Here is a 14,252-nt window from a genome sequence, read left to right as displayed (position 1 = left end):
AAGAGAGGCAAAGGGAATATTCGTGGAGAGATGCGGATTGATTATCGTTTTACCAGCGTAAACGCTTGTTTTACTTGGTCCAGAGACATCATCAGAGGGATGAATTTCTTCCCTTCTTTGCTTGCTGGGTCAAATACGGAGTCTTGTGGCAAGCTTACTACATAAACCGTGTTGGTTGCTTGGTTACGTGCAATTTCAACACCGATTGGCGGCTCGTCCGGGTTGTTCAGTTTTTTCCAGTCATTCAGGTCAAACGCAGTGATAACGACAGCAGGTGCACGATCTTCTGCTTTGTCAGCATTGAAGATGAAGCGGGTTACGCTCTTGGCTTCTGGCAAGAATTCGTCTGCATGTGGGCCAGTTTTTTCCTCGACAAGGATGTTGCCGTTCCACGATTTTGGACCTTTAAAAGCAAAGGCAGAGTCTTGGCTTTTGAAAGTATCATGATAGACTTCGAGTGGTGTTACAGCTGGTTCGAAGTTGGCACTCATCAATTCCCATTTGCTTTGGTTCCACTTCCATTTGGATTTGAGATAGCCGCGAACATCTGCATTGTAATCACCAGTCAGGCGCTCTGTACCTTCCAGTACATAGAGACCATTTTTGTTTAGATCGATTGGTTTCAGTTCGACGAAGTCCGCTCCGACTACACCTGCTTTGTTTTTATCCAGACCTGGCAGGCTGAGCTCTTTCGCTTTTCCATCCTTAACGGTGTAGATGTGATTGGTTGTGTAGCCGCCGCTTCCGCCGGTGCTTGCAGTAACCATAATCTCGTCTTTTTTATCGTAAGTGAAATCTTGAACGGAGAGCTTCGGCTCGTAGCCGTTGTCCTTCACGTCAATGTTAAAAGATTTCTTCGTTTTGCCATCTGTTACTTTGATAGTAAGATCTTTCACGTAAGGGCTGTTTTTCTCTTTTTTTCCATACAGAATGACTGTGTCTACGGTCTTGTCACCCGTTACGTCTGCTGTTTTTTTCGTAATCTCTTGCAAGCCTTTTGGTGTAGCAGTTGTGTTGCTTGCATCTGCTGTAATGGCATACCCACCAGTGAAAAGTGCAGAAGTAAGTACCGTTCCTGTTACGAGTCTGTTCAAGTGTTTCATGTGTTTCATGTGATGAATCTCCTCCCCAGTCTTGCTGACTGATCATGATGAAAAGTGTCGTTTGTGCTTGTCCTTGCTATATGTTCATTATGTACGATAGGGTGGATGCATTGGTTACAGACTATCGACATAAATCCTACAAATCAGTAACAGGTAAAGGTTAAGGTGCTAGGAGGTTGCTTGCTTCTTTTAGAAGTGCCTCGCTGCTTTGCTCCAACAGCATGGGATAGAGACGTGTTTTGTCTGGAGCTAGCGCGAGGAGCTGATCATATACCGCAGCGGAGGCATAGAGCAAATCAGAATCGTGGATAATCTGCTGCAAGGAGCGTTCATCAGCGAATCCTGCGGTCATGTGTTGAATCTGTTCGATACCTGCCTCTTGTACGCGTCCCGCCATCCATTCTCCGCCTTTTTTTCCGAGACAAACAAACCCAACTGCACGGCCTGCCTCCAGGCGAGCGATTTCCAAAAGGGTGCTCGTCTGGGCATTTGCTCCAATGATGAGGGCCGATTTATGATAACGAGCAGCTAATTCTTTTACTTCTTCTGCATGGTTGACGGTGGTAACAATTTGGTCGGCATCTTGTAAGGCAGAGAGGACATCTGAATGGTTTTCAAGATAGGCAACCTGAATGGGGTGACCGATGATCTCTTCTATTTTCTTACGATAAAAAGGATGATCATGCTCGTGACATTCCACCAAGAGCCATCGGGATTCTTTTTTGGACCGGGAAAGAAACAAGTGTCCGTAAGCAATGGAAGCAAGCATCAGCTCATCCAGCGAAAACGGAAGCTGCTGTGCTTCGGTCATGATGGTTTTGGCGTGATCATAAAGCGATTGCTGACGCATGCGAAAAGCAGTAATCGCAGGTTTGTCGGCGATAGAGGTACCGCGACCCTTTTGCATATAGACGAGACCTTCATCCCGTAGCTGTGTGTATACAGCATTAATGGTGTTGCGGTTGACTTGGAGCTGATCAGCTAATTGGGAAGCAGGTGGTAGCATTTCGCCGGGTTGAAGGTGGCCTACGCCAATGAGAAGCTTCAATTGTTCTTTGATTTGCACATGGATCGGGATTGGAAAGTCCGCATTTAGCCGCACAAGTGATTGAGTCATGGATATTCGCCTCACAGTTTGGTGTTTGTATTTCATTTTACTAAATATCTAGGTAACTAGCTATTATTTATGTTTTTGTAAGATAGCTTACAGAACAAGGAAGGGTCACTTGCTACGATGTGAGCAGGAGGTGGCTGTGATGAATGGTGGATGGAGTATAAAGGAATTCGTAGCCAAAATGAAGGGGAGAACCAGAACGCCCTTGAAAATATCTGGCTCAGTTGCTTTGATTGGAGGCCTTGGCGGATTAGTGACGATAGGGGTACTGGGCATGCTGACGGAATTAACGACTGCGGTCTGGTTGATGGCTTCATTTGGAGCAAGCTGTGTGCTTGCTTTTGTGGCCTGGGATTCGCCGTTATCTCAGCCGCGCAATATCATCGGAGGGCATTTTTTCACCAGCTTGGTCGGCGTACTGCTCTATCAAGTAGGCGGATCGCAGCTATGGGTAGTAGCTCTAAGTGTTGGTCTTGCGATTGTCACCATGCATGTGACGAAAACGACGCATCCTCCTGCGGGTGCCAATCCGATCGTCATTGTCATGGACGGCAAGGGGTGGGAGTTTTTGTTGTCTCCGGTACTCATTGGTGCAGTAGTAGTTGTGCTGATTGCTTTGTTCGTTAATAACATGCATAAGAAACGTGCTTATCCAGTGTTTTGGGTATAGCAGTATCAAGATAAAGTATGGCCGCCTTTTATGAGGTGGTCATTTTTTCATTTTGGAGGAAGAGGGGAGGAGGTGATTGACAAATGGAGTTAAATACATAAAAGTATAGGTAACTAGGTATTTAAGATAGTGAGGGTTGCATCATGAGTGAGCAAATCGTTCTAGCCAAGAAAACGGTGTTTCAAACACCGACCGACACTCGAATGGGCATTTTCTTCATTCAAAAGGGACTCCTGCGTCTTTCTCGGCTGAACGAGGATGGAAAGTCCTTTACCGTGGGATTGTTGGGACCAGGAGCTGTTTTTGGCGAGATTGAGGAAATGGTGTTAGGGTCACGCGCTGTCTACATTGAAGCGATGCAAAAAACGACCCTTACTCATTGGAGTGCGACTCGGATGGAAGAAATGCTGCAAGCATGTCCACCAAGCCTGAAAGATATGATGTTGCAGTTGTCAAAACGATTGGGGGAACAGGAGGAGAGGATGGAAAAGCTGGCCTTGGAATCGGTTAGGGATCGCGTATTGCATCTGTTGGTTCAATTATGTCAGCGGTTCGGAAAGGCGGAAGAGCCGTTTTGGAAATTGACCGTAGCTCTCTCCCATCAGGAGATTGCCAACATGGTGGGGGCGACCAGAGAAACCGTTTCATTAGCATTAGCCGGTTTAGTCGATGAGGGAATAGTGTTGGTGTCCCGCATGTCGATTGCTGTGCATGCCTCGAGAATGGTTGATAAAATAAGCGAATGCAAGTAAAATGATTGAATGCCCAAAACGGGCCGCGGTTCGTAAACTCCCGCGTTATCAAAACTAGGAGGAAATCATATGTTTAATTTTTGGATCGGAGTGATTTTTGCTCTGGTTAACTTCGGGCTGTTCCTGCTCTGCTACCGATTGTTCGGCAGAATGGGACTGTACGCGTGGATCGGAATGGCTACCGTGCTGGCCAACATCCAGGTTGTCAAAACAATCGAGATGTTCGGTTTGGTCATGACGCTCGGCAATACGATCTATGCATCTATTTATTTGGTAAGCGATCTATTGAACGAGAAGTATGGAGAAAGAGAAGCGAAAAAAGCCGTGTGGTTCGGCTTCTTTACCTTAATTGCGGCAACGATCATCATGCAGCTCGTGCTGGTGTTTGAACCACAGGAAACAGATATCGCCCAAGGTTCCTTGCAGACGATTTTTGGCTTGATGCCAAGAGTGGCATTGGGTAGCTTGTGTGCGTATTTTGTCAGCCAATTTGTCGACGTGAAAATCTATTCGTGGTTGAAGAAAAAATGTCCAGGTCCAAATCAGCTCTGGATTCGAAATAATGGAAGCACGCTCTTCAGTCAGATGCTTGACTCCGTTACGTTTTGTACGATTGCCTTTTTAGGAGAATTCCCGATGAACGTATGGTGGCAAATCCTATTGACTACCTACCTGATCAAGTTTGTCGTATCGGCAGCTTCGACACCGGTTCTATATATCGCACGCAGTATGAAAGTAGACGAAAGCTAATTGACAAAAACAGAGAAAAACCGCCAAGGACGATGGAGCTTGGCGGTTTTTGTTTTTCCATGTTTAGAAGGATTATACAAACTTTACATCAAATTTACATAAGATTCAGGTTATACGTTTACCATCTTATAGTAGCTACTTCCGAATGATGTGAGGAGGAATGATGCAAGAATGATGAAAAAAAGAGGAAGTGCTTCCCGATGGCCGAAGCTGGCGTTAATAGCCGCAGTCATGATGGGAACAGTTTTACCGACCGGGTGGATGCCACAGGCAAAAGCTGCGCGGGCTGTTCATGTGGTGATTAGTGAGGTGTATGGGGGTGGGGGAAACTCTGGTGCCCATTACAAGAATGACTTCATTGAACTGTATAACCCGACAGACAAGGCTGTTTCGGTTGGAGGCTGGTCAGTGCAGTATGCTTCTGCTACGGGAACGACGTGGCAAAAGGCAGGGCTGACTGGAAGCATAGCCCCTTACGGCTTCTATTTGGTTCAGCTAGCAACATCGGGTGCAGTAGGGGGGGAACTGCCAACTCCTGACGATAGCGGGACTCTGAACTTGTCAGGGACGAATGGGAAGGTTGCGCTGGTTAACAATGGCGACCCGTTAACAGGGGCAGATGTCACCTCCCAGGCCAGTGTCGTAGATATGGTCGGCTTTGGTACTGCCAATTCATCTGAGGGCAACTCACCAGCACCAGCTCCCTCGAATACGACCAGCGTCCAACGCATTAGCGACGAGCGCGGCATTGTGCCGAACGGAGGAAATGGCTGGGATACCAATAACAACGGCAATGATTTTATCACGGGGGCTCCTACCCCAAAAAACACGCAAAGCCCAGTAGAACAGCCGCTACCAACAGACGTGACCGATAAGTTGAATGCTACTGAACTTATTTTTGATCATACTGATCCTATCCAAGCAACAATTCGCGGCTATGTCGGTCAGGGGCGAACTATTAAGGTTTATGCGAGTCAGCCTACAGGAACAGGTAGCGACACTCCTTTGGCCCAGCAAGATTCGGATGCGTCCGGACTGATCGAGCTGACTTTTGCCAATCCCGATCCAAATGCACAGGGAGTCTATCTGACAGCAACGGAAGGGAGTAAGAAGGAAAGCACGAGCATCGAGCTGAGGCCAGCTGTAGCCAGCCCAGCTATGATTCAGGATAAAGTCAGCCTGCAAGCATTGAACGGTGTGGGCGAGCTACGAGGAGTAGCAGGTGCGGCAGCAGGGAATGCGATCCTGCGTGCATACGATCCGCAAAAACAACCGCTAATGCTAAGTAACAAAGAAACAGGAACGGCACAGGCAAACGGGTCATTTTCTTTTACGATTCCAAACATCGATCAGTTGGATCATATTTTCGTAACGCAGCAAACAACTGGGGAATATGGCAAGTCGTTTGAGAGCCCGGAAGTTAGCATTACCAAGTCAGCCGTAGGTTCGACTACGATTGCAGAAGCAAGAAACACCCCGGTAGGCACGAACGTGATTGTCGTCGGAACGGTGACGGCGATGTTTGAAGCGGGCGGCCAAAACAACGTGTATTTCCAAGATGAGACGGCAGGACTCGTACTTCGTGCGCCAGGGCTGACTGGCAAAATTGAGGTGGGAGACAAGATCCGAGCTACCGGAAAAATGAGTGATTATTATGGACTTGCTCAACTCGAAGCGCTCACCGATAACGTGGAAATGGTGCAAAAGCAAGCAGGTGTGCCTAGCCCGCAAGTTGTAACTTCTACTGATTTTGCAGCTGCTACAGGAGAGGCTTTGGAAGGCAAGCTGGTAACTGTGAAGGTGGTTACTGTCAAAACAGCATCAAGTGGCAATTACACGCTGGAGGATCAGCACGGTACGTTTGTGTCTCGACCGGATGCCTCTCTGACACTTCCAGTGAACAAAAGCTATGCAGCTATGACAGGCGTGGTGAACTACGACCGCAATGTTTACAAGCTGGTGCCGCGCACTGTGGCTGATCTCGTCGAGGACGAGAATAAAGTCCCGATGGTCACAGCGAGCCCAGCTGGTCCTATGGTGACAAAAGGAACAAAAGTCACGCTCTCGACGACGATGGCTGACGCTACGATCTTCTATACGGTAGATGGTTCAACGCCGAGTAGAGGAAGCATCAAGTATACGGGACCGATCCAGATTGATGCGGATACGACCCTTTCAGCCATAGCTGTCAAAGATGGTTACACAGACAGCAATCTAACGACCTTCCGCTATGTGATTCAAAAAGATAACATTCGTATTCATGACATTCAAGGAGCCTCGCACCGTTCACCGATGGCGGATGGAACGGTCACCAATGTTCCGGGAATCGTAACGGCTATCGTCGGAAGCGGCAGCAATGTACAAGGCTTTTATATGCAAGATCCGCAACCGGACGCAGACCCATTTACCTCTGAAGGCATTTACGTTTACGAGCCAAAAGCAACGGTCGCCCCTGGTGATGAAGTAACGGTTAGCGGCACCGTCAAGGAATACGTACCATCGAACAGGGCGGGCACAGATCTCACCCAGACCCAAATTGATGCAACCTCGTACGCAGTTGTCAAGCCAGGTCAATCACTCCCAGAACCACTCATCCTGGGCAAAGACAACTACGAATATCCGAAAGGAATTATCGACAACGATAGCCTCGGCAAATTCGATCCAGACCAAGACGGCATCGACTTCTGGGAAAGCCTCGAGGGCATGCTGGTACAAATCGACAATCCAGTCGTGGTTGGCGAAACCAAGACGTTTACCAATCCACGCGCAACGGAATTTGTCGTCATCGATGATCGAGCCCATCCAAGTCAGCCACGTACACCAGCTGGCGGAGTGGTGCTGGAAGCCAATGATTTTCACCCTGAGCGCATCACGGTATCGGACAAACTCGAATCGATTACCGGAGAGGTAAAAGTCGGCGACAAATTTGACGGACCGCTGGTAGGCATCATTGACTACAGCTTTGCGAATTACAAGCTGTTCCATACACGATCATTTACGGTACAGCCAAGCCATTATGAGCCGCCAGTGACAAGTATTTCGCCAAAAGAAGATAAGCTGACCATCGCTTCGTACAACATCGAGAATTTCTCGGCAAAAACCGATTCCGCCAAAATCAACCGTATCGCCGAGACGATCGTGGATAACATGAAGGCGCCGGATATTATCGGTGTGGTGGAAATGCAGGATAATAATGGACCAACGGACAATGGGCAAACAGATGCGACACAGTCTGCGGATGCATTGATCAAAGCAATGGAAAACAAAAATGGCCCGACGTACCGATACATCGATATTGCCCCACAGAACAATCAGGATGGTGGTCAGCCAGGAGGAAACATCCGTGTCGGCTTCTTCTACAACCCAGGACGGGTACAGCTGGCAGCAGGAACGCCAGGAGGCGCGACTGATGCGGTGCAAATCGAGACACGAGATGGTGTAGCGCATTTGTCACACAATCCAGGACGGGTAGATCCGACCAATGCGGCGTTTGCTTCGAGCCGTAAGCCACTGGCAGCGGAGTTCATTTTCCAAGGCGAGCCAGTCATTGTCATCGCTAACCACTTCAACTCTAAGGGTGGAGATCAAGCGCTGTTTGGAAAAGATCAGCCGCCACAGCTGGTCAGTGAAGTACAACGAATGAAGATTGCCCGTGTGTTAAATAGCTTTGTAAAAGAAATCCATTCAGCACAAGCAAAAGCAAATGTTGTGGTGCTGGGTGATCTCAATGATTTCCCGTTTTCAAATCCGGTGCAAGAATTGGCAGATGGCGTTTTGACCAATATGGTGGAGAAACTGCCGAAGGGTGAGCAGTATACGTACGTGTACCAAGGGAACTCTCAAGTCTTGGATCAAATTTTGGTCAGCAACCATTTGGAGGATGAAACGAGGGTTGACATCGTTCACATCAACGCTGGCTTGACCGAGAACGAGGGGCGAGTGAGTGACCATAATCCTGTCCTTGTTCAGTTGGACTTGAAGGATCGCGGCACGCCAGAAAAAACTGCACAAGAAGTTGCGGAAAGCATTACGCAGCTCACACAGCCAGCAGCAGGTGAGACGCGCTTGAAGCTGCCAGTAGTACCTACAGGCTTTACTATCGCAATCAAGTCTTCTAGTGATCCAGCAGTCATTGCGCTGGACGGCAAAATTACACTGCCATATCGCCTGACGAATGTAGACCTTGTTTTGGAGGTCACACGAGCGTCCGATCAATCGACAGCAGAAACTACAGCATTGACCGTGCAGGTTCCAGCCAAGCCGGATTCACCACCGCCAGTGACACCGCCGGACAGAACACCAACACCGGACTCGCAGCGAGAGTTGAACAAGCAAGCAGCTCAGGTCATCTCTGCAAGCAGCGAGGAGAAAATCATTTTAGGACAGGTGGATCAAGTACTCAGCCATCTGGAAAAACTTCTGGAGGCCAAGCAATGGACGCCAACTGAGAAATGGGAGACAGTCACGGATACAATCAAGACTGTACTCGAGGCAGTAGCCGAGCAGGCCGAGCGAGGAACCATCAGTGAAGAGACACTCCAAGATGTGACGAAGAGCTTTTTGGACAAAGCATTTGACCCGCTCACTGAAGATGGCATCGAGGATGAAGAGATTGCCCGCTTGGCACTTGCCTCCTTGACGAGCTTGGCAAAAACAGCACTGGAGCCGCTCGATGAAAAGGATATTTCCAAAGAAGTAGCCAAGCATGTCCGTACACTAGCAGAAGAGCTTTTGAAAAAGCTTGGCACTGTCGTCGTAGATGATGGGGATGAGATCAAGGCAGATGACGAACAAGTAGATGAACTTCTGGAGATACTCGGGGAATTCATGAAAGCAGTCGAGTCCGTGAAAGAAAAGATCGGTTTTGCCCCTGTGCTGTTCGTTCAGGTGAAAAAAGGCGATAACGATGCGAGCGATACGGGTTCTCGCAAGGGAGAATCTGCTGATCCGACAGTGACTCTGGAACAGAAGCTCGTTGAACAATTAAAGGAAAAAGAGGTAGGTATTCGCGTAACCTTGGAGAGCGAAGCATGGGTAGAGGTGCCAAGCGCATATTTTTCCGCTCAGCGTGCAAGGAAGTTTGCCCTCGCTCTGACAGAAGAAAATGGGAACGGGTGGAAAGGTGTGCCGAACCCTGGTGAAGCGTATCAATTGCAAGTGTGGAGTAACGGCAAAAAGGTGACCAGCTTCGGTAAAACAGGTTTTACACTGGGTCTGCCAGTCGCCGATGACGCAAGCTCCAAGCTACAAGCTTTCTCATACAGGAGCAATATGTGGAAACCAGCAATTGGACTCAAGGGTAAAGCGATTCAGGTGACAAAAGAAGACGATCTAGGGATCTTTTCAGTAACGACCGCGGCCTCTTATGTCGTCGGGGAGAGTGCCCTGAAAAGGATCGAGATCGAGCCGAAATCTCTCAAGCTAGCCCAAGGGGAGGAAGCCCAGCTCAAGGTAATGGCGATTCTTGGTAATGATGCAGAAGAAGACGTTACTGAAGCGGAGGGTATCGAGTTCACATCCAGCAAGCCCGAACTGGTAGAGGTTGATGAGTCAGGACGTATTCTTGTCTTGGATGACGCCAAACCAAGGACAAGAGTGACCATCACGATCAGCTACGCTGGCAAAACAGCCAAGGTAACTGTCACGGTTAAGAGCAATTAACGAAAAGTGTTCCATAAAAATAAAGTTGTAGACTGTAAAATAAAGTATTAGACTGGCTGCCAGCTATTCAACTAACGAGAAATTAGTTTAAGATCAAACGCGGGGAACCGTACGACAAGTGATGGTACACACGATCAGAAAAGAAATAGTACCAGTGGTTAGATAAGTTATTTACTAACATAAAATAAGGGAAGATTAAACATTGAAAAAGCCTCTGGTATACACCAAAGGCTTTTATCATCTTTTAAGTTAGTTTATTGCATTAAAACTAGTGCTTTTCCAAATTCTTCGGCGCCATCTGGGCCGTCACCTGTGATAATGTCACTATGTATGTGCTTTCTTTAAATACGTGGATAATTCTTGCGCCTTATTGAGTCTGGTGATTACGTAAGCTGCAATTATTTTTGCTCAGAAGGTTTATTCCGGTTATTTTACACACTGGCCAACGGCAGGGGATATAATGTCGTTTTTTCACTGGAGAATGATTTTGTTACTTCCTATTCAGTATCATTTCGCTTCTTACATAGGTGTATCTCCTGTATCGTTAAGCTTTGATTCCTGATCGATTACAAAATCCGCAGAATTCAATATTTCTATAGGAAGATGCGAGATATGATGATCGTGTTATTGGAGTTTTATCCTTCCTGGCTCGCATTATCTCGGGAAGAGCGCAATAATCATGCTGCTTCTTCGCAGAAGATCGTCCAAAAATACAATCAGCATGTTCAGGCCCGCTTTTTTGATGCTGAGGCGCTTCCAGGGAAGGAATTTACTGATTTTGTGGTATGTGAAGTAGACGATCTGAAGCAGTATCACTATATATGGGAAGAAATTAGAGACTCCTTGGTTTACACCCAGGGATACATGAAGATTAAAGATGTCATTATGGGCATGGAAAATGCTTTTAAGTCCTATGAGTCGGAAGTGCTCAAAATGAATTGATCAAGTTAGTATGTAAAAAGACCGGAAAAACTCTGTGAGTGAAGTCCGGTCTTTTTATCAACTTGCCCTATCGGTGAATAACTATGTTAAAAATATCTTTTTGGCAACATTTATAGCATTCAAGACTTTAGGAAATCCCGTGTATGGGTAGCATTGCAGTAATGCCTCAATCACTTCTTGTCTCGTTAGACCTACACGAATAGAGGCATTGAGATGAACGTGCAACTGTGGCTCGCATCCACCTTGAGCAGTTAAGGCTCCTAATGTGACGAGTTGGCGCTGTTTAGGGTTTAGTCCTGAGCGGCTGTAGATTTCACCAAACGCAAATTCAATGATTTGTTCAGCTAATACAGGGGCAATCTCGGCAAGTGAATCGGCAACCGCCTCACCATGTTTGCCGTCGATTTCTTGAAGTTTCGCTATGCCTCTTTCCCGTCGTTCCCCTACAGAATGTAGTAGTTCGTCCTCGATGTTTACTTCGATATTTTGTTCTGCAAAAAGTTGTTTCGCAACGGTAATGGCATTTAAAGCACGAGGAGCGCCGCAAAAAGGAATACAATGGGTAGCAATTTCAATAATTTCGTTCGGCGTAATTCCAACTTTCAAACCGAAGTTCATGTGCCATTTTAGTTGATTTGGAGTATCACCTAACGATGTTAACGCAGAGATCACGATCATTTCTCTTTGTTGATAGGTGAGTACGGGATTATTGAAAACTTGCCCAAAAAATTCAATAATGTACCGACTTATGTGGGGAGATACATCGCTTAAAGCATGAATAACCGCTTGGATTCCTGCTCCATCAGTTTCTTGAAAAAGTTTTTTTCCATTTTCATAGTTTGAGTTCATCGCTTAATTGCCTCCAGTTTTGAGGTTTTCTATTTCCCGGTACTTCAAATGTAGTTTATTATTGCTGCTCGAAGTCAAATATAGGTTTTTACAATAGAATTTGCTATTAGGTAGAGGTTACTAAAGCATTTTTCTATTTTTTTGATCTACATTTAGTTATAGTAACTATAACGAAAGGGGACGGATCGGATGTTATTTTCAATGAAATATGTAGTTGATAACTTACATGTGTCTGCAAATACACTCAGATTTTATGAAACGGAAGGGTTGTTAAGAAATATTTCTCGAGATTCAAATGGTCGTAGAATATATAATGATGACGATTTGAGATGGATCAACTTTATCCGATCTCTGCGGTTGACAGGAATGCCTATTTCTAAAATAAAAGAATATATCGATCTTTATGAATTAGGCGATGAAACATTCCTGCAAAGAAAAGAAATGATGATGCAGCATAAATTAGAAGTGCAGAATACAATCAATGAAAACCTAAAACATTTAGAAGTAATAAGTTATAAGGTTGCGATGTACGAACTTCAAGAAAGGAAAGACACGCAGAAAATTTAGTATACTGGACTGTAAGATAAAAGCTCGGCTGTATGCCGAGCTTTTCCAATGAATACACAGTTGTTTCAACATGGTTGTTTGTTACACGTTCCCGCGCCACAGAGGTATTTGAAGATTATTATAAATATAATGGGACCCTTATTCTGAAGTGACTTGTGTATGGAAAACCAAAGATATAAGTAAGCTACATCTCAACTAACGAGTAACGTTAGTTGAATGACAACAGCGGCAGTCTAAGACTTTATTTATCAAGTTTTGGGCCGCAACTGCTCCTTTTAATGGATCAGTCTAAAACTTATTTTTCAAAAGCTAACGATTCTTCAATTCTAAAATCGCGTTAAATCAACGACTCCAGTCTAATACTTTAATTTTACCAAACAAAAAGAAAACGGGTTGGGAGAAAGCTTCCCAGCCCGCTTTTTTGTTGTGGAAATGGATTAGATACGTGCCATCCCCATCGCTTTTTCAACTTTGTACAACATCTCGTTCGCGACTTTATTCGCTTTTTCTGCCCCGGCAGTCAGGATATCATCCAGCTCAGAGGAGTGGAACAGCTGCTCAAAGCGTTCTTGAATCGGACGGAGTGTTTCTACGACAACTTCTGCCAGCTCGGTTTTGAATGCGCCGTAGCCTTTGCCCTCGTACATCGCTTCAATCTCATCCAGCGTTTTTCCAGAGCAGAGGGAGTAGATGGTCATGAGGTTAGAGACAGCAGGCTTCTCTGCTTTGTCATAACGCACAACGCTGTCGGAATCCGTTTGCGCGCGCTTGATTTTTTTCGTGATGGTGTCTGCATCATCCAGCATGGAGATGAAGGCGCCTTGGTTTGGATCGGATTTGCTCATTTTCTTGGTGCCTTCAGCAAGAGACATGATGCGTGCGCCAGTCTCCGGCAGGCGAACCTCTGGGATGGTGAAAATGTCGCCATAACGGTTGTTAAAACGAGCGGCTAAATCACGAGTCAGCTCAAGATGCTGCTTCTGATCCTCGCCCACAGGGACGAAATCAGTGCTGTACAGCAAAATATCAGCCGCCATCAATGGAGGATAAGCCAGCAGACCGCCTGGAATGGATTCGCCGCGTCCATCGGATTTGTCCTTGAATTGAGTCATGCGCTCCAATTCACCCAAGTAAGAGGTACACAGCATGATCCAGCCGAGCTTGGCATGGGCCGGTACTTCCGATTGGACGAACAGCGTCATTTTGTTCGGATCGAGGCCAACGGACAAATAGAGAGCCGCGAGACGACGAATGTTTTCGCGCAGGACAGCAGGCTCCTGTGGAACGGTGATCGCATGCTGGTCGACGATGCAGTAAAAGCAGTTGAACTGATCTTGAAGCGGAACGAAGTGCTTCATTGCGCCCAAGTAGTTGCCGAGTGTCATAATGCCGCTCGGCTGAATGCCGGAAAAGATGGTTTTCATGGGAAAGTTGCTCCTTTCAATCGTGAGATATGTGCTTTAAATACAAAAAGGTCCATCCGCCCTGGACAGGGACGAATGAACCGTGGTGCCACCCTTGTTATTTCACGCAAGGAATCTCCATACGCAAAATCTCTTTGATCCGTACCGTTTCTGTGTAAGACAGCTTGATACGGTGTCCATTGTAACGTACGGACGTAACGCCAAAGCCTACTGCCGCCATGAGAGCGGGTTCGGTTTGGAGCTCGGAAGCCCATTCATCATTTCCTTAACACTGATTCGCACCAACCATCAGCTCTCTGAAGTCTCGTAAAATGACTACTCTTCTTCCTCATTGCCATCAAATGATACCCTTTGAGCAAACATTTTACATAGAGTGGATTAAAAAAGCAAGTAGGTCTTGACAAAAAAATCCAGGGGATG

The 14,252-nt window shown here is 46.5% G+C and carries 10 protein-coding genes and 1 other annotated feature; of the genes, 6 read left to right on the top strand and 4 right to left on the bottom strand.

Going from position 1 to position 14,252, the window contains the following annotated elements; translation table 11 throughout:
* Positions 1–41: 41 nt before the first annotated feature.
* A complete protein-coding gene (locus HP570_RS09375; protein WP_173625547.1) occupies positions 42–1,112 on the bottom strand; it encodes a hypothetical protein in 1,071 nt (356 codons plus the stop codon).
* A 151-nt stretch (positions 1,113–1,263) separates the two neighbouring features.
* Complete coding sequence (locus tag HP570_RS09370) at positions 1,264–2,220, bottom strand: GntR family transcriptional regulator (RefSeq protein WP_173625546.1); 957 nt, start codon at positions 2,218–2,220, stop codon at positions 1,264–1,266.
* 139 nt (positions 2,221–2,359) lie between these two features.
* Here HP570_RS09370 and HP570_RS09365 point away from each other — a divergent pair, with 139 nt between their 5' ends.
* The 5 genes from HP570_RS09365 to HP570_RS09345 all read left to right on the top strand — a co-directional run bounded on the left by HP570_RS09365 (position 2,360) and on the right by HP570_RS09345 (position 10,992).
* Positions 2,360–2,887 carry an HPP family protein gene (locus tag HP570_RS09365; RefSeq protein WP_173625545.1) on the top strand — a complete coding sequence of 176 codons (528 nt, stop codon included), beginning with the start codon at positions 2,360–2,362 and terminating at the stop codon, positions 2,885–2,887.
* Positions 2,888–3,030: 143 nt separating this feature from the next.
* Positions 3,031–3,639, top strand: a complete 609-nt coding sequence (locus HP570_RS09360; RefSeq protein WP_173625544.1) for a Crp/Fnr family transcriptional regulator — start codon at positions 3,031–3,033, stop codon at positions 3,637–3,639.
* 69 nt (positions 3,640–3,708) lie between these two features.
* Positions 3,709–4,389 (top strand): queuosine precursor transporter, encoded by a 681-nt coding sequence (locus HP570_RS09355; protein ID WP_173625543.1) that lies wholly within the window; start codon positions 3,709–3,711, stop codon positions 4,387–4,389.
* Between the two features lie 171 nt (positions 4,390–4,560).
* Positions 4,561–10,050 carry a chitobiase/beta-hexosaminidase C-terminal domain-containing protein gene (locus tag HP570_RS09350; protein WP_173625542.1) on the top strand — a complete coding sequence of 1,830 codons (5,490 nt, stop codon included), beginning with the start codon at positions 4,561–4,563 and terminating at the stop codon, positions 10,048–10,050.
* A gap of 603 nt (positions 10,051–10,653) precedes the next feature.
* Complete coding sequence (locus HP570_RS09345; protein WP_173625541.1) at positions 10,654–10,992, top strand: darcynin family protein; 339 nt, start codon at positions 10,654–10,656, stop codon at positions 10,990–10,992.
* Between the two features lie 81 nt (positions 10,993–11,073).
* Here the strand turns inward: HP570_RS09345 and HP570_RS29935 are convergent, their stop codons facing one another.
* Complete coding sequence (locus tag HP570_RS29935; RefSeq protein ID WP_012685050.1) at positions 11,074–11,841, bottom strand: carboxymuconolactone decarboxylase family protein; 768 nt, start codon at positions 11,839–11,841, stop codon at positions 11,074–11,076.
* 189 nt (positions 11,842–12,030) lie between these two features.
* Between HP570_RS29935 and HP570_RS09335 the strand changes: the two genes are divergently transcribed.
* The gene (locus HP570_RS09335) at positions 12,031–12,408 is read left to right on the top strand and encodes a MerR family transcriptional regulator (RefSeq protein WP_012685051.1); all 378 of its coding nucleotides are present in this window, start codon (positions 12,031–12,033) and stop codon (positions 12,406–12,408) included.
* 437 nt (positions 12,409–12,845) lie between these two features.
* Here the strand turns inward: HP570_RS09335 and trpS are convergent, their stop codons facing one another.
* Complete coding sequence (gene trpS, locus HP570_RS09330) at positions 12,846–13,832, bottom strand: tryptophan--tRNA ligase (RefSeq protein WP_012685052.1); 987 nt, start codon at positions 13,830–13,832, stop codon at positions 12,846–12,848.
* Positions 13,833–13,896: 64 nt separating this feature from the next.
* Positions 13,897–14,173: a binding site (T-box leader), on the bottom strand.
* Positions 14,174–14,252 lie beyond the last annotated feature (79 nt).

The organism is Brevibacillus sp. RS1.1 (assembly GCF_013284365.1).
Classification (GTDB): domain Bacteria; phylum Bacillota; class Bacilli; order Brevibacillales; family Brevibacillaceae; genus Brevibacillus; species Brevibacillus brevis_D.
The sequence above is the reverse complement of the archived record's forward strand: the minus strand, read 5'-3'. Positions and strand labels throughout refer to the sequence as shown.